A 24,089-nucleotide genomic window follows, 5' to 3' on the forward strand; every position below is an offset into this window, starting at 1 on the left:
AAATTCTGGGGTGTATCGTTGTCCACTCATAATGTTCTCTCCTATGCAAAAAGAATAGACGATATTTGTCTAGGAGAGTGGTGGCAGTCCAATATCTAACTAAAAAGTGTCTACAAAATCGGTGGCTATTCAATCTAACAATGTTATGTTCATCTAATTACATTTCAAAACATCAGGAATTTGATTATGGGCAGCCAAAAAAAACAAGCCAAAATGGCAGCAATTGATATTGGTATCTCTCAAGATAATCGCGTAAAAATTGTCGAAGGGTTATCCCGATTACTCGCTGATAGTTACACTTTATATTTGATGACTCATAATTTTCACTGGAATGTCACCGGACCACAGTTTAACAGCCTGCACAACATGTTCATGGACCAATATACTGAACAGTGGAATACACTAGATGTAATTGCTGAGCGTATCCGTGCTTTAGGTTTTCCTGCACCAGGTACTTATAAGCAATTTGTAAAATTAGCTTCAATCAAGGAAGTAGAAAGTGTTCCTAAAGCAAATGAAATGATTCAGTTACTGGTTAATGCACATGAAGCAGTTGCGAGAACTGCAAGAAGTATATTTGATGTTGTGGATGAGGCGAATGACCAGCCAACAGCAGATGTACTCACACAACGATTAGATATTCATGAGAAAACTGCATGGATGTTAAGAAGTCTTTTAGAATAAATTTTGTCAGATGATAAATAAAAATATGAGGCTAACTGCCTCATATTTTTATTACTATAATTTGGAGTAAAGAACTAATTTCAAATTATAGTGATTTAGTGCTGTAGTACCAATCTACATAGTTGTAGCCTTCAGATTTACGTGTATCAGCAGCTTCCATTGTTACTGGTGGTGGCACAATCACTTCTTGGCCCGGTTGCCAATTTTCAGGTGTAGCAACTTTGTATTCATCAGAAGTCTGTAATGCTTTAAGTACACGAAGAAACTCATCAATACTACGTCCATTACTCATAGGGTAATAAACCATTGCACGTAAGATACCTTCAGGATCGATAATAAAAGTCGCACGAACAGCTGCTGTGTCACTAGCACCTGGTTGGATCATGCCATAAGCTTTGGCAACTTCCATTGAAAGATCAGCAATAATTGGGAATGGGATTTTAATGCCAAAATTTTCTTCAATACTACGTGCCCAAGCAATATGTGAATGTACACTATCAATTGATAAACCTAATAGTTCACAGTTCAGTTCAGCGAATTGCTCAGCGCGAGTTGCAAAACCCATAAATTCAGTAGTACAAACAGGTGTAAAGTCAGCTGGATGTGAGAAAAGAACTAACCATTTTCCCTTGTAATCTTCTAAACTTTTCATACCATGAGTAGTTTTGGCATTGAAATTTGGTGCTGGCTTATTTAATTGTGGAAATGTTACAACTTCATCTAGGTTCGACATTTACAGTCTCCTTAGGGGGGAATTAATTTAAATAAGAAATGGTTGGATAACCTGCATCAATCCAAGCTTGCATACCACCTTCTACAGAATAGAGTTTTTCAAATCCCATATTTTGAAGTGCTTGAATTGATAGAGCTGAACGAGCTCCTGTACCACAGATTAAATAAATATCTTTTTCTGATAGTTCCTGTAAAGAATGTTCAATTTCGCAATGGTGATTCACTAGGGGATGTTGGGCTATTTTCATTTCCAGCATCCCTCGTGGAAAATTTACAGCTCGATCAATAGCTACAGTTTTGTATTCTTCAGGTTCACGAACGTCTATTAAAATTAAGTCAGGATATTCTAAATATTTCTCGTAGAGCTTCTCGACTTTTATTTCAATAACCTTATTTTTAGTTTCAGCTATTAGCTGGTTTGGGGTTTTCATAATATCCTTTTGAAGTAGATATCAATATAGTTTATATATTTATAATATAATAAGTATTCTCATTATTGTCTAATATTATTAAACTTCTTTCATAAATCAAAAAGCAATCTTCTTTCTGATCCTTAGTTCAAAGCGATACATTGGGGTATCTCATTGTCAACTTTTTATTTAATGGTTAAGCAATTGAAAATGCATATTCCATCTAAAAGCAGACCATCCAAATGAAATTCTTCTCTTCCTGAGCTATTAGCAGGAATACCGAATGCTATTCTTGTTGCGAAAAGTTGTGGTATTTCTACAAAGCTACAACCCTGAAATTTCACGGCTGTAGCTTTATAGTTCTCTGAGTAACGTCACGTGGATTTAATAGGTTTTATTATACTTTGTTATAAGAAATCTGATTAAATCACCATGATAGAGTTTTGGTACCAGGTTGAAAAATTGCTTCCCCCATATCATCAGGATTCGCATATTTTAAACCTTTGATAAGATCACCCTCTTTAACACCATATTGATCCATACACATTTTACAGATAAAGACTTGTCCACCATTGACCATTATATTTTTCAGCATGGCCTGATGCTCTGCATATCTATGTTCAAAGCGGCTAGAAGCAAGCATAACCCCTTGATCGACTAAATATACAGTCAAGGGATGCCCTTTTTGGAATTGATTATTACTCATGCCGATGGCCATCTTTGTACGATGAGCATCATTACTGGTAAGCAATACAAATAATGGATCTTTTGTTGTTTCTGCTACTGCAATCGATAAACTTGAAAAAAACAGCAGAAAAGACAAGCACAAGTTTTTAATAAATTTCATAGGATTTATACTCTTTTTAAATCAATATAACCTGAATCGTAGATAAGAAATTGGCTTGAAAAAAAAGGTGGCTACATACTATTAGGGAGTTACCACACAACCTACGCTTTCAGCGACCATGTTTGATTTTACATATTTCTTCTGCATGATTGATGACTTTTTTTCAAAAATCGAAGTAACTTATTGGCAATTTTTAAAATACGATCCTCTCAATTAAAAGTTTCGTAAATCGTGTTTATTGCCATTTAGTATAAATTTTCGTATTTCCATAATCTCAAAGCTTTATTCTTTTCATTAAAGCAAAATCACGGTCAACTCTTTAGATATTTACCTTGTTAACAACGGATAGTTTATCTCATCAGAGCACATCGATTGGCACTGTATGCTTTACATTTTGCCTTGATGAAAGATTATCAGAGCAATTATTATTTATGGATCGATCGACTACGCTGCCTGTATGCAAAAATCAGCGTATTCAACGGTATAAATATCTACCATTGCAACACGCGGTAAAAGCTCAATGGACTAGTTCTTTGGCTGTAAGCTGCATTTAATCATGAGTCAGTCAGGCAAGATTGTCAGTACAGCTTTACCTAATGAACATACAGCAGACATTAAAATGATTGAGCATTTGGTAGAAGGCTTAAAAACAAAATTCTATGCTGTTCGTGGATATATCAAGTCAAGAATTAAAAATCAAATTTGAGGAATCAAGACATTTGGTTCAATTACATATCATCGTAAAAATATAAAAACTATTCGTTTATCCAAAGCAGATGAATACCACTTAAAACAACGCAATAAAAAGAAAATTTATTCAGCTTATTGAAAAAATTAAGCTATTAATCTAAATCTATCAACTAGATAAAATACTTTAAATTTCTAAGCTTTTAGAAACTACGACCTTCTCCTTTTTCTTCATACGTTATTCCCTCACGAATATGATACAGTCGCTGGAAAGTCGGAATAATTTTATCGTCATGTGTAACAACAATAATTGCTGTTTGAAATTTTTCCGCCATTTCGTGCAACAAACGAATTACAGTCATGGCACGAACGCTGTCTAAAGGTGCCGTTGGCTCATCTGCCAAAATGACAGGTGGCTTATTAATCAAGCCGCGTGCAATAGCTACACGTTGTTGTTCACCACCTGATAATTGCCCAGGCATGGCATGAATACGATGCTGAACATCTAAAGCCGTTAAAATTTCTAAAGCACTTGCACGTGCTATGTTATTAGGAACACCTGCCAGCATAGGTAATAGCGCAACATTATCTAAAACATTCAAAAAAGGAATCAAATAAGGTGTTTGGAACATAAAACCAATTTTGTCACGTCGTAATGCATTTAAATCTTTTACTAACCAGTGTTGATCAAAAATCACTTCATTCCCTAAAGTCATACGTCCTTCAGTGGGATCAATCACAGCGCCTAAACATTTTAATAAGGTACTTTTACCTGAACCTGACGGACCAATCAGTCCAACAACTTCTCCTGGATCCACCCACATATTGACATCTTTTAATGCATAAAAAGCATTATCACCTTGCCCAAAACGTTTTTTTAAACCCTCAATTAAAATTCCGTGGGTCATGTGTTATCCTCCAATTGCTTCGGCTGGATCAATACGTAATGCCATACGAATAGCTACTAGACTTGCCAACATACAAATCAACATCACAGCAATAAATCCAAGAATAGAATCCTGAGGAATCAATAATACATACTTTGGAAAATATGGCGCAGCAAAGGTTGAGGTGATTTTACCTATAGTAAATCCAATTAGACCAAGTGAGAGAGCTTGCTGTAAGATCATCCAGGCAATCGTTCGGTTGCGTGTTCCAATTAGTTTCAAAACTGCAATTTCTCGAATTTTATCCATGGTGAGTGTATAAATAATAAATGCCACAATTGCCGCACTCACCAAAGCCAAAATTACTAAAAACATCGCAATCTGCCTTGCTGACGTTGCAATCATCTTGCTAATTAAAATATGTTCCATTTGAAGACGCGTGTAGACAGTCAGTTGCTGCCAACGTTGGATGTGTGCAGCAGTATCTTCTGCGGAAGTACCAGTTTTAAGACGGACTAAAATTGCATTTACATAACGATTGCTGGTTTGAGCACTCAGAACACTGTCTAATAAATCTGGATAAGCAGGCCGATTGTAAATTGGATTTTGTGCGGTACGTCGGCGGTCTTGTAAAATTGCCGCATTATCTTTTTGAAATTGGGCTTGTTGTGCATCTTTAATCGGAATAAAAATCATCGGGTCACCACCTGATGACACCATTCGTCGAGTCAATCCTACTACAGTAAAATAATTACGACGGATTTTGATGCGATCACCTAATTTAAGTCCTGAAGTGATGTCTACAACAGCTTCATAGTGCCCTCGAGTCAATTGACGTCCCGCTAAAAGGTAAGGTGGCCAGCCTAAATTATTCCAGGCATGTTCACCTGTATGGATTCCAACCACCATCGCACGGATATCTTTATCTTTGTAATGAACTTGTGTGGTCAGATAAGTAATATTTGAGGCATGTGCCACACCAGGTATGTTCCTGATACTACGATATAAATCATCACGCACACTAGAGGATTCGGCATATGGACCAAGCGTATCTTGTTGCACAACCCAAAGGTCGGCTCCACTGTTATTCAATAATGCTTTGGCATCATCCACCATACCACGGTAGACACCCGCCATAATTAGAGTCACGCCGATCAACAAGCCAAGTCCAAAACCAGTAAAAACAAACTTACCCCATGACTGGAATATATCCCGACCGGCTAAGCTAATCATTCAGATGTTCCTGCAAGATTTTTTACAATATGCAAACGGTTTTTCGCATTAAGTGGTTTTTCACTATATAAAACGATTTGATCATTTTCTGATAGACCATCGAGTACTTGAACATCACCCTCTAAATTAGAGCGACCTAGTTTAATGTCAATAAATTGTAGTTTTTGATCTGTCACTTTCCAGACACCGACTTGGTTATTGATGCGGTGAATAGCAGCATTTGGAATAGCAAGGCTGCGAGACAGTGGTGCTAGTTTAATTGTCACTTCTGCTAATTCGCCTAAAGGGGGTAGAGGGTTAGGTTGTTGACTAAAGACTACTTTGGCTAAGATTTCTTCGGTAATAGCATCTGCACGAGGCTCTACCCATAAGATTTGACCTGAAAGTGTGCTACTTTGACGCGAGCGTAAATGAATTTGCGCAGGTAAACCTGAGGCTAAGCCAATCGCACTAGATTGATCGAAGCGTGTATTCAACCAAATAGACTTCGGGTCTACAATTTCCAATACGGTTTGCCCTGCAACTACAGTAGAGCCAGGTTCTGCATAACGGGCTGTGACTATACCTGGTGCTGTTGCCATTAAATTTAAATTGTCGCGCTGGGCTTGTAGTGTATTGAGGTCTGCACGGGCTTTATTAAGTTCTTGCTGCATTGAGCCAAGTGCCGTTGTAGCAAGATCAAGTTCCTGCTGCTTAATGGCGAGTGACTCTTGACTGGTGGCATTGATTTTGGTGAGTTGCTGATAGCGTTGAACTTGTTGCTGTGCAAACTTTTGACGAATTTGAATATCTTGTTGCTGAGAGATGATTTTTTGGATAATGGCACGTTGCGCAAGTATTTTTTCTTCTAAATCAACGGGATCCATTCCCCCTAAAAGTTGTCCAGCTTGTACAGCATCTCCTATATCGACTCGAAGGTTTTTAAGACGACCTGCCGTTGTGGGACCAATCTTGTAATTATGACGAGCTTCAACAGTCGCTATACCAAATAGACTAGGCTGAATGGATTTATACTGAACTTGTATCAGAGTGACCTTGACAGGTGCAAAAGGTCCTGTACGCAATAGGACATAAACCAAAAATAAGATTAATGTAATAAGCACTACAAGAACGGAAAGAGCCCTCTTTCCTAATAAAAATGTTTGCATCTGTATTTTGCTTATCTTATTTAATTAAGAATAATATAATCTATTTTTAAGTATTATATAAAACAATTCCTTCCTAATTTAGATACCTAATCGGTTCGGACTGCCACTATCTAAGCTCATTCCACTGAATCATCACTTTCTAATGAACTAATTCTTTCCCCAAAAAGGATTGTAGCAACCTCTCTAGTGAACACACTTTACCAAGCTATCCGATAAGCCTTAATTAAGTTCCCACTTAAAAATAAATGGGGACTTAATTCATGACTACAAATACCCATGCATGGGACGTAAAAACTGGCTGTTTTCAGGATCACTACGCAATGGCTAATGAGCTGTGAACACATGACGCTTACAGTCAGCGAAACTGAATGGACTGTATCCGTATCGTATGCCTATATGAGTGATTTATTCAGTATTGATGATGAAAAAATGACTTTATTGCACCAAACATCAACGTGACTGAACTGGATGAAGGCGCAAAACGATTTGATATCGTACTTGAAAAACGTGATGCAAAATTGAATACTGTGATGAGTAACAGTTTCGGTTTTGGCGGTGTAAATGCCTGTCTTCTTGTTTTCAAAAAATAGGAAGGCTAAGCTAAGAAGTGTTGATCATTCAGCCATGGATGATCAACTTCTGCCACACTGCCCTTTAAAAGGGTGAATGGATGGATGCTCCTTCTGATGCTTTCTTGTGGGTAAAAGCATTACATATTATTGCAGTCGTTTGTTGGTTCGCGGCATTGTTCTACCTGCCACGTTTATATGTTTATCATGCGATGAGTGAAGATGGCACGAGTCATCAGCGTTTCCAAATTATGGAACGCAAGTTGTACCGTGGCATCATGTGGCCGTCAATGCTTGCCACTCTCATCACAGCGCATTTTTTAGTGGATTGGGGTGATGCAACTCGGCATTACCATGAAGCACTCTGGTTTTACCTGAAAGTTGGATTAGTGGGCTTACTGGTGATTTACCATTTTGTTTGTGGTTATTACCGTAAAAAACTGATGGAAAACCCGCATTACAAATCACATAAGTTTTGGCGTTTCTTTAATGAAATGCCAACGATTATTTTACTCGCAGTAGTGATTTTAGTAGTGGTTAAACCGCAGTTTTAATCCAGTTGATTTAAAAGTACATTCTCTCTATTAAATGAGGAATTTAAAACCTCCTCAAAAATAGAATCCCTCCATCTACAAAGCAGTGCTTTTCACCTTCATAAAAGGCAGGAGTAATTTATATCTAATGCTTTATATGATTAATGGCACTGTTGCAAATAGGGATCTGAGTCGATGATGTTCCCTTTAAAAAGTGCTTAGAGACCAAAAATTCTATTCACTAGATATACTTAACCCTGATGCTGACCATAAGAGAATGACGAAGCTTGTCCTTTATGTAGTGCACGCATGACTTCATTACCTTTAATTGTGGCATAAGGCGTCTTCATAGATTTGAATCCTAACGTGGCCCTGATGATCCGGTTTAGCTTGCCATGATCACATTCGATCACGTTATTTTTGTACTTAATCTGCCTGTGCTCAAGGTCTGGTGGACATTTTACTTCCCGTTTTAACCGTGATAAATCACCTCCATATGTGGGTGCTTTATCCGTGTTGATCACTTGTGGAATTTTCCACTTCTTCACATTATTTAAATTTTTTAAGAAAACAATAGGCTGATTTGGTATTACGTCTAGAAGAAAGATAAAAATCAATGGTATAGCCACGTTGATCGACTGCACGATACAGATAAGACCATCGTCCATTCACTTTTATATAAGTTTCATCAATATGCCATGAGCTCAGATCTGTAGGATTACGCCAATACCAGCGTAAGCATTTTTCTATTTCAGGAGCATAACGTTGAACCCAACTGGAAATAGCAGTGTGATCAACATTCACACCACGTTCGGCAAGCATTTCCTAAAGTTCACGATAGCTAATGCCATATTTACAATACCAGCGTACAGCCCAAAGAATGATCTCGCCCTGAAAATGCCGACCATGGAAGGGGTTCATATGCTGAACCTTTAGCTAAAAAACTATTTAGCTTACCATCAGCGGCTATTTGCAACAGTGCCTATGCCTATCTGAGCGATGTATTGAAAAGACTGCCGACACAGAAAATGAGCCAGATTGAAGAATTACTACCGCATAAGTGGAAGCCTTCCTGACTCAAGTAACTTTCACTGAAATCTTACACACACTATTGAATTTTATTAATTTTTTATAAAATATGCAGTACTAGACACGATAATACCCTCCAACCATTTCAATAAAAAGGAGAAAAGAAGCTTAAACAAGATACAATGTTATAACAAAAGGTTTATGGTTAATCATTAATTTCTATAATTTAATAAAATATCAAGCAACTCCACTTAAAAAAGGCGATAAAATGAAAAAATTAGTACAAGCCAGTTTTTTCACCTTCTCAACAGCAATTTTTATCTCACCAGTCATAGCTGCGCCTCAAGAGCGTTCACATAACAATTCATATAATCAAGCATATATGCATTCTCCTGCTGCAAATCAGAGCCAACAGCAGATGCAACAACGCCATCAGCAACAGATGCAGCAAGAAACTCAACAGCAAATGCCACAGCGTAATCAACAAGAGATTCGACAAGAAGTTCAGCAACGTCATCGTGAGATCGTACAGAATCAGATATTGAAACCATCCCGCGACTGGAAACCAGGACAAGCTTTACCATCCCGCTACTATGGTCAAGGCTATAGATTCGATTATAGAATGAATAAGAAACTTAGCAAACCTGAGAAAAATCAACAATGGATTCGTGTACATGGCGATTACATCCTGATTAATACAGTTAACCATCGTATTTTAAAAGTAGTTCCAGATTGATGCATTTAATCTGTTCACAAAAATAAGGGTTAATAACTACTAATTGAAATATATGCATTTCTATACTGATATTATCGTTATGAGTAGATTAGGGCCTGTCATCAATTAGCTTGAGAAAATCTAATCTGTCCTCATTATTTTTTCATGACTAAACGCTATGCATTAAGAGATGATCAGTGGGAACAGATTAAGGATCTGTTGCCCAGACGAGCGAGTACTGTTGGAGTAACTGCCAAAGACAACAGGCTATTTGTTAAAGCAGTATTGTATCGGTATCGTTCAGGTATTCCGTGGCGAGATTTACCAGAACGCTTTGGGGATTTTAGAGTCGTGCACACTCGCTTTAGCCGTTGGGCTAAAGCAGGCGTATGGCAGAAAGTTTTTGAAGTGCTGGCAAGGAATAGTGATAATGAATATGCCATGCTGGATTCAACCATTGTGCGCGCTCATCAACACAGTGCCGGAAAAAAAAGAACAGGCGATTGGACGCAGTAAAGGTGGCTTAAGTACCAAAATTCATGCTCGTATTGATGCTTTAGGCAACCCAACAGGATTTTATCTCACTGCCGGGCAGGTTCATGACTTAAATGGCGCTGATGTGCTGCTGGACTTATCGTTAAGTCAGACTTGGCTCATGGATAAAGCCTACAATTCCAAGGATCGGTTGATTGATCCAATCCATAAGATCAATGGTCAGATTGTGATGCCGTCCAAAAGTAACGCGATTGATCAGCGTGATTATGACCAACATCTTTATAAGGCAAGACATCTGATCGAGAACTTCTTCGCCAAGCTCAAGCAGTATCGAGGTATTGCTACACGCTATGATAAATTGGCTCAAAATTTCCTGTCAGCGATCTAGCTTGCCTCAATCATGATATGGCTTAATTGATGACATGCCCTAGTAAATATTAATATAGCAGCTAAAGTGTTAGGCGTTTCCATTCAAACTTTAAGACGTTGGAATGAAAGCGGTGTTTTAGTTGCTTAAAGAATCCCAAATAATCACAGACGTTATGATCTGATTAAAATCACGCCTGAACAAATACACAGCTTATGTAAGAGTTTCAAGTCATGATCAAAAAGACGACCTGGAACGACAAAAGCAAGTTTTGGAAATGTATTGTGCAAGGCACTGTTGCAAATAGGGACCTAAGTCGATGATATTCGCTTCAAAAAAGCTTAGAGACCGAAAACCCTGTTGATTAGATACACTTCACCCTGAGGCTGACCATAATAAAATTACGAAGCTTATCCTTTACGTAGTGCACGCATGACTTCAATACCTTTAATTGTGGCATAAGCCATCTTCATAGATTTGAATCCTAATGTGGCCCTGATGGTCCCTTTAGCTTGCCATAATTACATTCGATCACGTTATTTTTGTACTTAGCCTGCCTGTGCTCAAGGTCTGGTGGACATTTTCTTTCCTGTTTCATGATGTCAGCCTTTTTAATCATAAAATGGCCACAATTACAGGTACTGGTTTGGGTGTAGAATGAAGTGCAGCATTACTTCTTATTGAGCAAGCGGCTAAAGTAATTGTTTCAGATATTAATCTTGGTGTAGTTAGAAAAGTTGCGGAAAAAATAAAAGGTGTGAGTAGTTAATATACCATTGATAGTTTATATACTTCGCAATAATTTATATATTTTAATAGATGATAAAAAAGACCACGTGAAAACATGGTCTTTTTCTATTTTAGTTAAGATTATCCAGTACAAATTGAGGTGACTTTATAAATAGTTTGATTAAAGCCTGTGCCGAACTTGATGGATGGCGAACACCTCTTTCCCAACTTTCTAGTGTCCTTGGAGAGATACCAAGTTTAGATGCTAGTTCTTGTTGAGAGATATTCATTTTTTTGCGTGCTCTAATAATTTCTTGAGCTAATGTTAAATTAACAATGAATGGAAAATCATAATTAATATTCACATGCTGCTGTTGAAGTAGATTCATAGGTGTATCCTCTTCTTTTTACATAGCTAATAAGAAAGCTAAAGCAGAAACCTAAAGCTCATAGCAATTGCTAATGAACTTAGTAAATCGACTAACCATAAAAAGATAAACCACTGAAATTGTGATAATTTCATTAATAACTCCTTTAATGGTAACCCTCATCGCCAACACTGACTTTATCCCTAAATACCCAATAAGCCATGATGGTGTAAATGATGATAATTGGGATCAAAATCAGTGCACCGATCAGCGCGAACAACTGACTATTGGCTGGTGCAGAAGCATCCCAAATCGTCACTGATGGAGGAATTACATAAGGGAATATGCTAATTAGAAAGCCTGTATATGCCAAAAATATCAGTGCCAATGTGTATAAGAAAGGCATTGATTCATGATGCTTTTGACAAGCTTTAATAGTAGTATCTTCAACTAATTAAATTTCAAAACAATAAATAATTGCCAATAAATTTAGACAGCAAAAGAAAAAGGAGGTGCTCGGCCTTGAGGAATAAGAAATAATTGCTTTAAAAGAAAGAAGATATGGAAATAAGCTTCTTTAAAAGCTAAAAAACGAACTTGAATTCTAACGAGAACTTCTTTAACACCGATGTCTGGTAGTGGAACGACATGTGCGTAAACAACACAGTACTGACATTGATGATTCGTATCGTGATGATGACTGTACGAAGTTTTTTGTTCTAGATGTGCATTATTAGGCTTTTCAGGTTCATGATTAGCTAAACTCAAGTCTCGATGAGAGTAATTATGCGAATGATCTGAGCTATGCAGATCATGAGAAGTATCTAATTGAAGTGCATGGACAATAGTTTCACAGACTGGAGAAATTTGATATTTCTCTGGGAGTAAAGGCTGTATAAAAACAGCAATCTGCAACAAGATTGCCCCAAAAGCTAGCAATCTACCTAAAACCATGATCACTTAGATGGTCTCAATTATCCAAGTAAGAATATTCGATTCTAGCAGAATTAATATTTATTAAAAGTATGTAGTATTAATTTAAGAGTTTTGATTTTAATTTAGCCTAATAATTTTTATAATAAAGTAAAAATAAAAAATATCTATATAAGTAGTTGATTTTAATCTGAATTAATTCAGATTAAAATCGTGCATGATTAATTTTGCTTTTAAAAAATAATGATTAAAGTTCAGAAAGTAAAGTATATGGAAGAATTTTTCCTACATTGTAGGGATTTTATTTAAATATCTTTTACTAACCTGAATAGCGGATAAGCAATTGACTTGAAAAAGAGAAGGACTAGAGTTGTACTAGCTCACCTTTTGCGTAGGTGGGGCGAGTATGTCAATTGTTCTGTGGGGTATCGCCGGGTAGCAATAAGGGCATCTGCGATATGTACTTTTTGCCTGGGCAATCTCTAAGGCATCTTTGATAATTTTTACTTCTACAGTTTTACGACCCAGCATTTGCTTAAGCCTCGAAAAAATTGAATTTTCAAATTTAATTAGATCTTAAGAACTTGATTTTACCCTGAGGGAAAATATTTTTGAGGGTAGATCAGTGAGTCAGCAAGTGAGTGTATTACGAAATAAAAAACTATTTATCAGTATTTGCACATTGGCCTTGGTGATTTTAGGAATTTGGTGGGGCAGCAGTTTACTACTAAATAAAAATAAAACGGAAAAATCAAAGACACAAAATGTAGTCGCCAATGAAACAGAAACAATAGATGTGTCTGGTAATCAGATTTTAATTTCGCCCACACAGATTCAACAAGCAGATATTCAATTACAAACTTTAGGGCAAGCGACAAGAGATGTACAACTCGCACTGACTTTGCAGGGGCAAGCGCAGTGGTCACCTCAAAGTAAAGTGGTTTTAACCAGTCCTGTAGCGGGGATAGTGCAACAGGTATTGGTGCAACCTTTAGCAGAAGTGGGTCTCCACAGTCCTATACTGGCCATTCATAGCCCTGATTTAATTCAGATTCAAAATGAAATTTTACAAATTCGTGCACAATTGCAATTGGCCAGCCAAAATTTGGCACGTGAACGCAGTTTATATGCTGAAGGGATTATTGCTGAAAAACGTGTACAGGAAGCCCAGAATATAGTGCAACGACTGAATATTGATCTGAGTGCCAAGCAACGCATGTTGCAGTTTATGGGAGGAAGTAGCAGTCAGGGACTGAATCCCGTGGTGTATGTTAAAAGTCCCGCCAGAGGCAGTGTAGAAAGTTTACAGGTATCTGCAGGTCAATATGTAGAAACTGGCGCAGTATTGGGTCAGTTGGTGAATAGTGATCTACCTTTGCAATTAATGTTGCAAGCCCCTTTAGCGGATAGCAAATATATCCAGATTGGCGATTTGGTCAAAGTTGAGGGATGTGAAATTACCGGGCTGGTACAACAAATTGCATCAGCACTTTCAGGCAATACGCAATCTCAAAATGTTCTAGTCCAAATGCAGGCCAAGGACAACTGTTTAAAAGTACAACAGTTTGTTAAAGCGAATATTCAAAGCCATAACCCGACAACAAAAACCGCATGGGTAATACCGAGTACTGCCTTAACTTTAAAAGATAACAAGCACTTCATTTTTATCAAAAACCAAAATGGTTTCGTGGCAATGCCTGTGGAATTGGTGGGTGCGAACCAGCAGCAAAGTCATGTGATTGGAAATGCATTAAAACCTGGAATTCAAGTTGCTGTGAGGGGTGTCGAACGTCTAAAAGCCGTTTGGTCAGGTTTCGGTGCAGAGCAGGCACCACCTGCCAGCAGTAGCACTGCGGTGAATTGAGGTTAGGCACATGTTAAAACGTATTATTGCATTTTCACTGAGTCAACGAATCCTAATGCTGTTATTGGGTATGGCAATCAGTGTTGCGGGTTATTTGGCATTTACAAAATTACCGATTGATGCCTTTCCGGATGTATCAAGCACACAGGTTCAAATTGTGATGAAATCTCCTGGCATGACGCCAGAAGAGGTGGAAAGCCGTATTGTGGTACCGATAGAACAGGAAATGTTGGGAATCCCTCATCAAACTGTACTACGTTCACAATCTAAATATGCCATTGCAATCATTACCCTGGATTTTGCAGAAGGGACAGATCCTTATTGGGCCAGGCAACAGGTCAATGAGCGTTTGACTGGAGTCATGTCAGCTCTGCCTGGCAATGCATCAGGCGGGATTGCGCCTATGACGACGCCATTAGGTGAATCTTTTATGTTCACTTTACATGGTCCTATGAGTGATATGGAAAAACGAACCTTGCTCGATCGGGTCGTCCGTCCACAGCTCAGAAAAATTGAAGGGGTAGCGGATGTCAATGTCCTGGGTGGTTTGGCACGTACCTTTGAAGTGACACCCAACCTCGATGCTCTGGCATCGAGAGGTCTATCTCTTGATCAGTTAAAACAAGCAATTGAATTAAATAATGCAAGTGACGGAGCGGGTCGTCTGAATGAAAATGGAGAATCATTATTGATTCGTAGCGATAGTCGTGTCACCAATTTACAAGAGCTGGGTGAGATTATTGTTTCCAATCATCAGGGGACGCTGGTGCAAGTGAAGGATGTCGCCGATGTCCATACCGGTGCCCTTACCCGTTACGGAGCGGTAACCGAAAATGGTCAGGGTGAAGCTGTTGAAGGGATTGTCCTCACCTTAAAAGGCGCCAATGCACGTCAGGTTGTGCAAAGTGTGCGTGAACATTTGCATGACATTGAGAAAAACTTACCCCCGGGCGTTACGATCAAGCCTTTTTATGACCGTGGTGAACTGGTGAATCGTGCCATTCATACCGTGAGTAAAACCTTGATTGAGGCGATTGTACTGGTCCTGATTTTATTGCTGCTGTTTTTAGGAAATTTAAGAGCTGCTTTGGTGGTTGCCGCGATTTTACCTTTATCTGCGTTGAGTACTTTCTTAATGATGCGTCAGTTTGGATTAAGTGCCAACCTGATGTCATTGGGTGGTTTAACCATTGCCATTGGTTTGCTGGTCGATGCGGCGGTTGTGGTGGTTGAAAATATCGAAATGCAACTGGCAGATGCACACGAGTCCAAACACCGTTCGTTTTTGCCGCCGCTGAACGTCATTTATCGTGCAGTTTGTGAGGTGGCGGTACCGGTGACTGCAGGAATGATCATTATTATGCTGGTCTTCATTCCATTAATGACGTTGCAAGGCCTGGAAGGGAAGCTTTTCTCTCCAGTGGCACTGACCATTGTCTTTGCATTGTCGAGCTCACTGATTTTTTCATTAACGATTATTCCGGTGCTGTGTTCCTATTTTTTAAAATCTCAAGCACATCACACGCCGTATATTGTTGCTAAGCTGGAACAGGCATATAGCAAGGTGTTAAATGCAAGTTTGGCCCATCCGAAACGTGTTTATGCTTTGGCCGGAGGTGCTTTGGTGGTTGCTGCACTCATTTTTCCACTCATTGGTAAGTCTTTTATGCCAACCATGGATGAAGGTGACACCATATTGCAGCTGGAAAAAATGCCATCGATCAGCCTGCAAAATTCGATTGCACTTGATCTGGACATTCAAAGAAGAATTCTAAAACAAGTTCCAGAAGTGGCCCGCATTGTGGCAAGAACCGGTTCGGATGAACTGGGCCTTGACCCTATGGGCTTAAATGAAACCGATAGCTTTGTCATTTTGAAACCGCAAGATCAGTGGCAGGGACAAAGTAAGGAGCAGATTTTAGCCAAAATTCGCCATGTATTGGCCGATGTTCCTGGGGTCAATCTCACCTTTAGTCAGCCGATCGAAATGCGGACTTCAGAAATGTTATCGGGTGTACGTGGAGATTTGGCCGTCAAAATTTTTGGTACCGATTTAGATCAGCTGAATCAGCTGTCTAAGCAAATCTCTACCGTTCTACAAGGGATCAAAGGCAGCGAAGATGTCATGACTTTGGAAAATTCTGGGGTGCAATATCAGGAATTACGTATTCGTCGTGATATGGCTGTCCGCAATCAGTTAGATAGTCAGAGCATACAGGCACAACTCAAAATGCTCATTGAAGGGCAGCAGATTAGTTCGATTATTGAACAGGGGCGACCAGTTCCATTGATGATGAAAGGTGATCCACGTCTGGGACAATCCAGTTTTGCCCTCGCGAACATGAATTTACCTGTTGCAAACTCAGCGGCTGTACCGTTGTCCTCTTTAGCAGAAATGGTCAAGACTGAAGGCGTCGTCAAAATTGACAGGGAAAATGCTTCAAGAATGTCCGTTGTCCGTGCCAATGTGCGTGACCGGGATCTGGTTGGTTTTGTCGAGGAAGCAAAACAGCAGGTTGCCCAGAAAGTTAAATTACCGGCCGGCTATTCATTGAAATGGGGTGGACAGTTTGAAAATCAACAACGTGCAGCAGCGCGTCTGATGCTGGTTGTCCCTGCAGCGTTGACCATGATTTTCTTCCTGCTCTTTACAACTTTAGGGTCTGTTCGTCAGGCAGTACTGGTTTTTGTGAATATTCCCTTTGCTTTAATTGGGGGAGTCGTAGCCTTAGCCATTACCGGTGAATATTTATCGGTACCTGCTTCTGTTGGGTTTATTGCATTAATGGGGATTGCCGTACTGAATGGTTTGGTGATGATCGGTTATTTTAACCAGCTCATTTCACGCGGCGTTGCAATTGAAGAAGTGGTTCGTGAGGGGGCGATGCGACGTTTACGTCCAGTAATGATGACTGCAAGTATCGCGGCTTTGGGTTTAATTCCCTTGCTCTTTACCACTGGGCCAGGTGCTGAAATTCAGCGTCCATTGGCGATCGTGGTGATTGGGGGATTAATTTCCTGCACCTTACTGACGCTGATTTTACTTCCTAACTTGTTCAAACAATTTGGTTTAGTGCGAGATACTCATGTCTGAAATGTGCCAACTCTCTATCAACATCTCCAGTGATATTGCGGAAGAATTAATGAGCCATTTATGGCTTATTCCCGAGATTGTGACAGGATGTACCTGTATCCCGGCACAAGGTTTCGGCAGCCGCCAACATTATCGCAACATTCAAGAAAAAATTCGGGGTGCAACTGAGCGTAATTTGATTCTGTTGATTTTACCCCTCGCAACTGTACCTTTAGTTTTAGCCCATATCCAAAAGAAATTTAAATCAAGTGACTGTTTCTATTGGGTATTACCAACCATAACATCGGGTTATGCTGGTCAAGGAGAAGTGAACGAATGAAACCAGAGATAGCGACTCAACCCCGTTTGCTGGGTAAAGCCTTACGTTTACTGGGCTTGGGCTGTTGTGTGATGATGACTTCTGTCGTCTCCGCGGAACCCGCTTTAGATCAGGTATTGCCACCACTCGATGCGATCAAGCTGAGCTTGTCACAGCATCCAACTGTTCGGTCGGCAATATCGGATCAGGACTATGCCAATTTTGCAGGACAAGGGCTAAAACTGGGCCATCCCTGGACTGTGCGCGCGGGCATGCAGCTTCGTAACAACAACGCCCAGGATGGCCAAACAAAGTCCAATAGTTATGAGCCGAACTTTGGTGTTGAAAAGCAGATTCGTTTGCCTGGCAAATACCAGCTGGATCAGGATTTGGCCCAACGAGGGATGAGTATTGCGGAATTAAAATATGAAGATGCCAAACATGAAGTTGCCAAAACTTTGCTGAATCAGTGGTTTGCCTATATACGCAGTGCTTTGCAATTGACGCGCATAGAGGAACAGCAGGCAAGAATACAGCGCTATATGCAAATGACCCAGCAGCGTATTCGTGCTGGAGATGCCCCACGACTAGAACTGATGCTGCTCAGCAATGAATCGCGGCAAATCGAAGAGCAATATATGCAGGCTAAAACAGCTTACTATCAAGCACAGCAGTTATTGTCACGTGATTATCAGGGAAAAATTCCAGAACACTGGAGCAGTGATGTCATCAAAGTTCGCTCACTCAAATATACACAGACTGAATGGATACAGCAGGTTTTGTCTGCCAACCATGAGCTTGAGCTGGTTAAAAAACAGGCAGTACAGCAAGATGCATTAGTCAAAAGAGAGCAACTCAATCGGATACCTAATCCTACGGTCGGAGTGGGCTATAGTCGTGAACAGTCTGGCGTTGAAAACTTGATGAGTGTGAGCGTTTCAATTCCACTCGCCAGTCGGCAAGTGCGTATAGCTTCTGGTATGGCCATGGCGGAAGCTCAAAAGGCCAATTTTGAGATCGGACGAGTAGAAAACCGTTTGCGTCAGGAAACGCAATACTGGTTTACGCAGATGGAGTCGGCAACTGTACGGAGTGAGCAGGCTCAACAGAATTTGGCACAGTTACAGCAACAACATGGATTGATGCAAAAAGCATATAAGCTTGGTGAATTGAGTTTAAATGAACTGTTACTTCATTCACAGCAATTGGTTGATGCGCGCGGTCGAATTGATCAAGCTAAAATTGATTATGCAGAAAGCTTGAGTTTACTATTGCTGAATTCGCATCAGTTATGGCCTTTACATGAGGATCATCAGGCAGAGTAAAATATAGTAGAGTGCTGATATATCAATGCCTTGTATGATCATTATTCGGTTGGTGTTCTGTCTTTCTTGGGCCAGAGTACCTGCCGCTTTCACAGAAATAAATATAGGCTTGTAAGTAGCAGAATGAGAGGGTAGCTCAGACGTGAGAATATTGTTAGTTGAAGACGATGCCTTACTGGCTAAGGCGACAGCACGGGGCTTAGACCATGCAAATTTTGTGGTCGATATCGCTACCACAGCAGAGCAAGCCTATCATTTTTTGGCGAGTTATGATTATCAGTTTATTTTGCTTGATTTAGGTTTGCCAGACCGGAATGGATTGGAAGTTTTAAAGTCACTGCGCCGTAAAAAGAATAAAGTAGGCGTTATTATTCTGACTGCTCAAGATAAAATTCAGGAGCGTATTTCAGGTTTGGATGCAGGAGCAGATGATTTTGTAGTTAAGCCATATGATTTGTATGAAGTCATTGCACGGATTCAAGCGGTATTGCGCCGTATTTCAGGTGAAGTGAGTGATTTGATTCAGATTGGCAATATTGCAGTTAATAAAGCTACCAAACAGGTACTAAGAGATCAAACTGAAGTTGAATTAACTCAGAAAGAATTTCACTTGCTGGAACTCTTTATCCTTAACCGTGGCCGGATTATTTCACGGGAGAGCATAGAAAACTCATTTTATGCCTATGATGCAGATGTAAGCAGTAATGTGATCCAGGTCTATATTCATAATTTACGGCGCAAGCTTGGGAAAAACATTGTCCGTACAGTGCAGGGGTTTGGCTATATTATGGACGAAAATTATTGATGGCCAATTTCATCCGCAGTTATTCGTTGACCCGGCGTCTATCATTGATTTTACTGGTTATCACCGCCACTGTCTGGGTGGGTAGTCTAGGCTGTATCTACTGGGGAATGCAGCGCACGGCGAACAATATATTTGATAAATCACTGGTCGAAACCGCCCATGCTTTACTCTCGACTACTTCAAGTTCACTGGAAGGACGAATCCCTGACCATACTGTCATCGAGAAAGCTCAAGGTGAGCATTATAACCAGATTATATTTCAGATTTGGCATCGTAATGGCAAGTTGATTTATCGTTCGGTTGGCGTGGATACACACCCCTTTGTTCAGCAAGCCAACTTTGGCTGGATTAAGATTCACAATCAAACCTATCGCAGTTATTCGGTTTGGGACAGCACCCACACTATACAAGTACAAATTGCACAGGTCTGGACCATCCGTCAGGATATCCAGAGAGATATGCTACTATTTTTAATAGTGGTTTCAGCATTCTTTTTACCATTATTGTCTTGGTTGATTTTGCAGACCGTACGTAGCAATTTGTCCACTGTATTCAGTATCAGTCAAAATCTGGAAAAGCAGTCGATTGAACATTTAAAACCCATCAACCCTGTCGTGCCCAAAGAAATCGAACCTTTGGTGAAGTCATTAAATACATTATTGAGTGAAGTTGCAGAAAGCATGCAACGTGAAAAACGTTTTACCTCAAATGCAGCCCATGAGTTACGTACACCTTTGGCGGCGATCCGCCTGCATGTACAAGTTTTGCAGAGTGCACGTTCGACTGAGGAGGCACGAGAAGCAGCAGAGGACATTATCATTGGCATTGATAAGGCCTCACGAATGATCACGCAGTTACTGACCTTGGCCCGGATAGAACCCAATGGTCAACAAATTCAAGGCCCGGTTGATCTGGTTAATATGATTCAAAGTACCCTTGCGATGATGGATTTTCAGCTTCGTCAGGCAAAGATTGACTTACAGCTACAACTGGAGTCGGCCCTGATCATCGCACAAATGGATCAATTGGAAATTATGCTCCGTAATCTTTTAGAAAATGCCATTATCTATCGTAGTCAGGAACGTCCGTGTCTCATTAAAATCAGTTGTGGCTGTGTTGAAAATTATAGTTTTGTGCAGATTGAGGACAATGGAATCGGTTTGGATGAAGCACAAATACCTCTGATTTTTCAAAGATTTTATCGAGTGAATCAGAATAGCACTGTCATTGGCAGTGGTTTAGGCTTATCGATTGTTAAGCAAATTGTCGATTTATATCACGGAAAAATTAAGTTACGACGGGCAGATGCAATTGGCGGTCTGGCGATCAGGATTGAGTTTGAAATCAAAAATAAATAACGGCACTATAGATAGTACCCAAGAATAATTTGTAAAATTTTAAATTAGGTTGTCACCACTACGTGTGGTGACAGAGGTCAAATAAGCCCGCGATCCTACACTTAGATAAGAGAATAGGCTGCAATATGAGAGTGAAAATCGGCATAAATTTTATTAAAAGCATAACTTGATTTCTATGCTGTGTTGAGAATTGAGTCAATAAAACTATTTCGTTTATAGTTTCATCATGGATAGATACATGCTTACAGATGCTCAATGAGCGAAAATGGAACAATTCTGCCTCGGTAAAGTCACAGATTGTATACATAGCGGTACACATACTAAATTAGTTATTGAAGGAATTTTATCATCCTGGCGTAAAAGCAGTTATTCCTCCCAAAGCTAACTGTATAAAGTTCAGCGTATATCTGATCATTGTATGTATCAATGGCGATATCTTATCGAAAATTACTTTTTTAAAATGAAATAATTCAAACGTATAGCCATGCTTAACTATAAAACATACTCAAGTTTTGCTACCATAATTTATATTTGTGCGAGCGTAATTAACTCTCGTTAATTCTCAATACATCTTGCTAAGATGTATGTTATTTATATAACTCAACAGAATACTAATGTTTGCAGCTTTGCTGATATCCTGCAAAATATTTGAATATGGGTCGACGGTTCAAAAATTTCTTTATCAGCGCTAAAACACGTGGTTTCTATTGCTCAGGTCTTATAGAGCAGATCGAGCTAAATTAATATAAATATACCTTTAAAATACAAGGAGTCTCAAAAATGGCGAGTTCTAAAAAAGAATCTAAAGCAGTGAAAATTGATATTGGTATCTCTCATAGTGATCGTGCCAAAATCGTGGAAGGGCTATCTAAACTGCTAGCGGATAGCTATACCTTATATTTGATGACCCATAACTTTCATTGGAACGTGACTGGGCCACAATTCAATAGCTTACATAACATGTTTATGACTCAATATACCGAACAATGGAATGCCCTGGATATTATTGCTGAACGAATTCGGGCATTGGGATTTCCTGCGCCAGGAACCTATAAACAATTTGTAAAATTAACTGCAATTAAAGAAGTAGAAGGTGTTCCTAAAGCAGAGGAAATGGTCAGCCTGCTGGTCAATGCACATGAAACTGTTGCACGCACTGCTCGAAGTCTATTTCCCATCGTGGATGAAGTTAATGACCAGCCAACAGCGGATCTGATCACACAAAGACTTGAAGTTCATGAAAAAACAGCCTGGATGTTAAGAAGCCTGTTAGAAGAGTAACGATCTACTGCTATTCAACCGGTAGATATCTCCGCAAGCTCATCAATCAATCGAACCATCTGTTGCAAAAACAGATGGTTCTCATTTTTTATAAATAAATGAGAGAGTGACTCACCTCATAATTTAATTGTTAGCTTCATTTTTTGATCACTTCAATCATAAATTGAATCACGTGGCTTTTTCCCTGATGCAATTGTCCTTCATAACGTTCTACATCTCCGACAAAAAAGTGAACAATGTGATCGTCCTGAAATACTTCTAAAATCTCTTGAGGATCATATAGAAAATCAGAATTGCCAGGACCACCAGTTTTATAAGCAAATTGCGCTTTGGAATATACCTCACCAATAAAATGACCGTGATTTTTTAGTGCCTGACGTACACCCTGCAAGGTTTTTAATCGGGTAGCTGGATCGACATGACCAAATACACACAGAATATTGTCATATTGATCTTCTGGCCATTTCACTGTAGTCAAATCGATCTGCCGGGTTTGCAATTCAATCCCTTGTTCTTGTGCATATACCTGGGCATTTTCAAGAGCAACTTGCGAATAATCCCACGCCTCGGCACTAAATGCTAAATGCTTCTCTCGTGCTGTACGTGCTAAATACAGGATATTACGCCCTTCACCCTCTGCAATAGCCAAGGTACGGCCAGAAATAGCATAACGCTGGCTGATGTCCTGAATAAATACATTTGCTTCTGAGCCATATAAATGTTGTGTTTCCCGATAACGTTTGTCCCATTCTTGATGCATATAGATCATCCTTTTACTCAATAAAATCTAAAAATACCTCATCGATTGTAGCTACCCCAAACACATGTCGCTACAACAACAGGTTTGTCATCTTGCTGTATGATCCAAATTTTTTAATACCAAACAACATACACAACTAAAAGAAAATAAGCACAAACCTAAAAAAACTAATTCTTTAAATGAACTGATGGCACAACGGTTTAACTTCGCCCACTGATGCCAATATTCAAGCCTAAATCAGATGGCTGTGATGCAATTCGCTTGGTTCAGCTGGATAAATACTGTCGAATTGATGTAAAGAAAACCGCCCCACTCCAGCACAGTTGGAAGGTGTCGAATAGGATTATGTTGCAGATGCAGGCTTTATGCTGCACCTAACATTTTAATGGTGGGAGTCTGCGTTAAAGGCCACCCTGTGAAACAGAAAGCAAGGGGAATCTATGAGCAAATCAGTTAAAGACTTTTCTTTTAGCATCCCTGAAAAACCTGTTTTGCCAAAAGTGATCTTAAAAGGGGGAGTTATATCAATCACAATCGTGGCTGCAGTACACTTCATATAGGGTCTGCATGATTTTTAGCACTCGTATATCACTGAATTGATAAAAAATCTGTTTGCCTTCCCGTCGTGTTGATACGATCTGGCTGTTTCTTAATACAGTCAGCTGTTGTGACAAGGTGGGTTGGTGGATATCCGTACGTTGTTCTATGTGCTGTACATTCAGCTCGCCATCGACCAAGACACAGAGAATTTTAAGACGGGCAGGGTTGGATAAAACTTTCAGACAATCACTGACAAAATCGACTTGTGAAAAGTCTATTTGTGCTTTTAACGGTGCAGCGTTCATGTAGGTGTCCTGATAAGCAATGATGAGATACAAAAAAATCAGCATTTTTGCTTGAATGTTTTTATTTATTATATAATATAAAAATATATATTG

At 39.5% G+C, this 24,089-nt stretch carries 21 protein-coding genes and 7 pseudogenes; 15 read left to right on the forward strand and 13 right to left on the reverse strand.

Annotation, left to right across the window (positions count from 1 at the left end):
* Positions 1-186 precede the first annotated feature (186 nt).
* Positions 187-684, forward strand: a complete 498-nt coding sequence (locus GTU69_RS14145; RefSeq protein WP_166171440.1) for a Dps family protein — start codon at positions 187-189, stop codon at positions 682-684.
* Positions 685-769: 85 nt separating this feature from the next.
* Here GTU69_RS14145 and GTU69_RS14150 read toward each other — a convergent pair whose 3' ends face one another.
* From GTU69_RS14150 to GTU69_RS14160, 3 genes are all read right to left on the reverse strand, one after another.
* Entirely contained in the window at positions 770-1,417 is a 648-nt protein-coding gene (locus GTU69_RS14150) for a peroxiredoxin (protein WP_086194912.1), read from the reverse strand.
* 22 nt (positions 1,418-1,439) lie between these two features.
* A complete protein-coding gene (locus tag GTU69_RS14155) occupies positions 1,440-1,847 on the reverse strand; it encodes a rhodanese-like domain-containing protein (protein ID WP_004973758.1) in 408 nt (135 codons plus the stop codon).
* A gap of 406 nt (positions 1,848-2,253) precedes the next feature.
* Entirely contained in the window at positions 2,254-2,673 is a 420-nt protein-coding gene (locus GTU69_RS14160; protein WP_068912717.1) for a DsrE family protein, read from the reverse strand.
* Between the two features lie 118 nt (positions 2,674-2,791).
* Between GTU69_RS14160 and GTU69_RS17210 the strand changes: the two are divergent.
* Positions 2,792-3,504 (forward strand): annotated as a pseudogene (locus GTU69_RS17210) (transposase); the annotation flags it as partial.
* Between the two features lie 59 nt (positions 3,505-3,563).
* On the opposite strand, the gene GTU69_RS14170 reads toward GTU69_RS17210, so the two are convergent.
* The 3 genes from GTU69_RS14170 to GTU69_RS14180 are packed head-to-tail and all read right to left on the reverse strand — an operon-like array spanning position 3,564 to position 6,544.
* The gene (locus tag GTU69_RS14170; RefSeq protein WP_166171442.1) at positions 3,564-4,268 is read right to left on the reverse strand and encodes an ABC transporter ATP-binding protein; all 705 of its coding nucleotides are present in this window, start codon (positions 4,266-4,268) and stop codon (positions 3,564-3,566) included.
* A gap of 3 nt (positions 4,269-4,271) precedes the next feature.
* Entirely contained in the window at positions 4,272-5,480 is a 1,209-nt protein-coding gene (locus GTU69_RS14175; protein ID WP_166171443.1) for an ABC transporter permease, read from the reverse strand.
* A complete protein-coding gene (locus GTU69_RS14180) occupies positions 5,477-6,544 on the reverse strand; it encodes an efflux RND transporter periplasmic adaptor subunit (protein ID WP_240921689.1) in 1,068 nt (355 codons plus the stop codon). The genes GTU69_RS14175 and GTU69_RS14180 overlap by 4 nt, the downstream gene beginning before the upstream one ends.
* Before the next feature lie 512 nt (positions 6,545-7,056).
* Here GTU69_RS14180 and GTU69_RS14185 point away from each other — a divergent pair.
* A pseudogene (locus GTU69_RS14185) lies at positions 7,057-7,218 on the forward strand (beta-ketoacyl-ACP synthase I); the annotation flags it as partial.
* Between the two features lie 80 nt (positions 7,219-7,298).
* Positions 7,299-7,751: a protoporphyrinogen oxidase HemJ gene (gene hemJ, locus GTU69_RS14190; protein ID WP_086194909.1), complete on the forward strand. Its 453-nt coding sequence runs from the start codon at positions 7,299-7,301 to the stop codon at positions 7,749-7,751.
* Between the two features lie 230 nt (positions 7,752-7,981).
* Here the strand turns inward: hemJ and GTU69_RS14195 are convergent.
* Positions 7,982-8,651, reverse strand: a pseudogene (locus GTU69_RS14195) (IS6 family transposase).
* Between the two features lie 62 nt (positions 8,652-8,713).
* Here GTU69_RS14195 and GTU69_RS14200 point away from each other — a divergent pair.
* The 4 genes and pseudogenes from GTU69_RS14200 to GTU69_RS17215 form a co-directional block, all read left to right on the forward strand.
* Positions 8,714-8,806, forward strand: a pseudogene (locus tag GTU69_RS14200) (transposase domain-containing protein); the annotation flags it as partial.
* Positions 8,807-9,027: 221 nt separating this feature from the next.
* Complete coding sequence (locus tag GTU69_RS14205; protein ID WP_166171445.1) at positions 9,028-9,495, forward strand: RcnB family protein; 468 nt, start codon at positions 9,028-9,030, stop codon at positions 9,493-9,495.
* Between the two features lie 144 nt (positions 9,496-9,639).
* A pseudogene (locus tag GTU69_RS14210) lies at positions 9,640-10,357 on the forward strand (IS5 family transposase).
* A 229-nt stretch (positions 10,358-10,586) separates the two neighbouring features.
* Positions 10,587-10,643: a hypothetical protein gene (locus GTU69_RS17215; protein ID WP_240921695.1), complete on the forward strand. Its 57-nt coding sequence runs from the start codon at positions 10,587-10,589 to the stop codon at positions 10,641-10,643.
* Between the two features lie 94 nt (positions 10,644-10,737).
* Here the strand turns inward: GTU69_RS17215 and GTU69_RS14220 are convergent.
* The 4 genes and pseudogenes from GTU69_RS14220 to GTU69_RS14235 form a co-directional block, all read right to left on the reverse strand.
* Positions 10,738-10,934 (reverse strand): annotated as a pseudogene (locus GTU69_RS14220) (DDE-type integrase/transposase/recombinase); the annotation flags it as partial.
* A 262-nt stretch (positions 10,935-11,196) separates the two neighbouring features.
* Positions 11,197-11,454, reverse strand: coding sequence for a helix-turn-helix domain-containing protein (locus GTU69_RS14225; protein WP_143222627.1), 258 nt, complete (start codon positions 11,452-11,454; stop codon positions 11,197-11,199).
* A 145-nt stretch (positions 11,455-11,599) separates the two neighbouring features.
* Positions 11,600-11,872 (reverse strand): annotated as a pseudogene (locus tag GTU69_RS14230) (cytochrome d ubiquinol oxidase subunit II); the annotation flags it as partial.
* Between the two features lie 50 nt (positions 11,873-11,922).
* Positions 11,923-12,387 carry a DUF2946 family protein gene (locus GTU69_RS14235; protein WP_086194907.1) on the reverse strand — a complete coding sequence of 155 codons (465 nt, stop codon included), beginning with the start codon at positions 12,385-12,387 and terminating at the stop codon, positions 11,923-11,925.
* Between the two features lie 604 nt (positions 12,388-12,991).
* Here GTU69_RS14235 and GTU69_RS14240 point away from each other — a divergent pair.
* From GTU69_RS14240 to GTU69_RS14270, 7 genes are all read left to right on the forward strand, one after another.
* The gene (locus tag GTU69_RS14240) at positions 12,992-14,230 is read left to right on the forward strand and encodes an efflux RND transporter periplasmic adaptor subunit (protein WP_166171446.1); all 1,239 of its coding nucleotides are present in this window, start codon (positions 12,992-12,994) and stop codon (positions 14,228-14,230) included.
* Positions 14,231-14,240: 10 nt separating this feature from the next.
* Positions 14,241-17,324, forward strand: coding sequence for a CusA/CzcA family heavy metal efflux RND transporter (locus tag GTU69_RS14245; RefSeq protein ID WP_166171447.1), 3,084 nt, complete (start codon positions 14,241-14,243; stop codon positions 17,322-17,324).
* A complete protein-coding gene (locus tag GTU69_RS14250) occupies positions 17,317-17,643 on the forward strand; it encodes a DUF3240 family protein (RefSeq protein WP_016165445.1) in 327 nt (108 codons plus the stop codon). Before GTU69_RS14245 ends, GTU69_RS14250 begins: the two co-directional genes overlap by 8 nt.
* On the forward strand, positions 17,640-18,947 hold the full coding sequence (locus GTU69_RS14255; RefSeq protein WP_166171448.1) for a TolC family protein: 1,308 nt from the start codon (positions 17,640-17,642) through the stop codon (positions 18,945-18,947). Before GTU69_RS14250 ends, GTU69_RS14255 begins: the two co-directional genes overlap by 4 nt.
* A gap of 142 nt (positions 18,948-19,089) precedes the next feature.
* Positions 19,090-19,752: a response regulator gene (locus GTU69_RS14260; RefSeq protein ID WP_086194903.1), complete on the forward strand. Its 663-nt coding sequence runs from the start codon at positions 19,090-19,092 to the stop codon at positions 19,750-19,752.
* Complete coding sequence (locus GTU69_RS14265) at positions 19,752-21,110, forward strand: ATP-binding protein (RefSeq protein WP_166171449.1); 1,359 nt, start codon at positions 19,752-19,754, stop codon at positions 21,108-21,110. The genes GTU69_RS14260 and GTU69_RS14265 overlap by 1 nt, the downstream gene beginning before the upstream one ends.
* A gap of 780 nt (positions 21,111-21,890) precedes the next feature.
* Positions 21,891-22,391 (forward strand): Dps family protein, encoded by a 501-nt coding sequence (locus GTU69_RS14270; RefSeq protein ID WP_086194901.1) that lies wholly within the window; start codon positions 21,891-21,893, stop codon positions 22,389-22,391.
* Between the two features lie 136 nt (positions 22,392-22,527).
* On the opposite strand, the gene GTU69_RS14275 is transcribed toward GTU69_RS14270, so the two are convergent.
* The gene (locus tag GTU69_RS14275) at positions 22,528-23,151 is read right to left on the reverse strand and encodes a class I SAM-dependent methyltransferase (protein ID WP_166171450.1); all 624 of its coding nucleotides are present in this window, start codon (positions 23,149-23,151) and stop codon (positions 22,528-22,530) included.
* A gap of 524 nt (positions 23,152-23,675) precedes the next feature.
* Entirely contained in the window at positions 23,676-23,996 is a 321-nt protein-coding gene (locus GTU69_RS14280; RefSeq protein WP_086195124.1) for a metalloregulator ArsR/SmtB family transcription factor, read from the reverse strand.
* Positions 23,997-24,089 lie beyond the last annotated feature (93 nt).

This window comes from Acinetobacter sp. SA01, assembly GCF_011319235.1.
Taxonomy (GTDB): Bacteria; Pseudomonadota; Gammaproteobacteria; order Pseudomonadales; family Moraxellaceae; genus Acinetobacter.

Bases quoted from the DNA above. Each gene is read 5' to 3' on its own strand.
- GTU69_RS14225 (WP_143222627.1), bottom strand. From the start codon at position 11,454: ATGAATCTACTTCAACAGCAGCATGTGAATATTAATTATGATTTTCCA.
- GTU69_RS14245 (WP_166171447.1), top strand. From the start codon at position 14,241: ATGTTAAAACGTATTATTGCATTTTCACTGAGTCAACGAATCCTAATG.
- GTU69_RS14145 (WP_166171440.1), top strand. From the start codon at position 187: ATGGGCAGCCAAAAAAAACAAGCCAAAATGGCAGCAATTGATATTGGT.
- GTU69_RS14270 (WP_086194901.1), top strand. From the start codon at position 21,891: ATGGCGAGTTCTAAAAAAGAATCTAAAGCAGTGAAAATTGATATTGGT.
- GTU69_RS14255 (WP_166171448.1), top strand. From the start codon at position 17,640: ATGAAACCAGAGATAGCGACTCAACCCCGTTTGCTGGGTAAAGCCTTA.
- GTU69_RS14275 (WP_166171450.1), bottom strand. From the start codon at position 23,151: ATGCATCAAGAATGGGACAAACGTTATCGGGAAACACAACATTTATAT.
- GTU69_RS14280 (WP_086195124.1), bottom strand. From the start codon at position 23,996: ATGAACGCTGCACCGTTAAAAGCACAAATAGACTTTTCACAAGTCGAT.
- GTU69_RS14150 (WP_086194912.1), bottom strand. From the start codon at position 1,417: ATGTCGAACCTAGATGAAGTTGTAACATTTCCACAATTAAATAAGCCA.
- GTU69_RS14205 (WP_166171445.1), top strand. From the start codon at position 9,028: ATGAAAAAATTAGTACAAGCCAGTTTTTTCACCTTCTCAACAGCAATT.
- GTU69_RS14175 (WP_166171443.1), bottom strand. From the start codon at position 5,480: ATGATTAGCTTAGCCGGTCGGGATATATTCCAGTCATGGGGTAAGTTT.
- hemJ (WP_086194909.1), top strand. From the start codon at position 7,299: ATGGATGCTCCTTCTGATGCTTTCTTGTGGGTAAAAGCATTACATATT.
- GTU69_RS14235 (WP_086194907.1), bottom strand. From the start codon at position 12,387: ATGGTTTTAGGTAGATTGCTAGCTTTTGGGGCAATCTTGTTGCAGATT.
- GTU69_RS14250 (WP_016165445.1), top strand. From the start codon at position 17,317: ATGTCTGAAATGTGCCAACTCTCTATCAACATCTCCAGTGATATTGCG.
- GTU69_RS14160 (WP_068912717.1), bottom strand. From the start codon at position 2,673: ATGAAATTTATTAAAAACTTGTGCTTGTCTTTTCTGCTGTTTTTTTCA.
- GTU69_RS14170 (WP_166171442.1), bottom strand. From the start codon at position 4,268: ATGACCCACGGAATTTTAATTGAGGGTTTAAAAAAACGTTTTGGGCAA.
- GTU69_RS14155 (WP_004973758.1), bottom strand. From the start codon at position 1,847: ATGAAAACCCCAAACCAGCTAATAGCTGAAACTAAAAATAAGGTTATT.
- GTU69_RS14265 (WP_166171449.1), top strand. From the start codon at position 19,752: ATGGCCAATTTCATCCGCAGTTATTCGTTGACCCGGCGTCTATCATTG.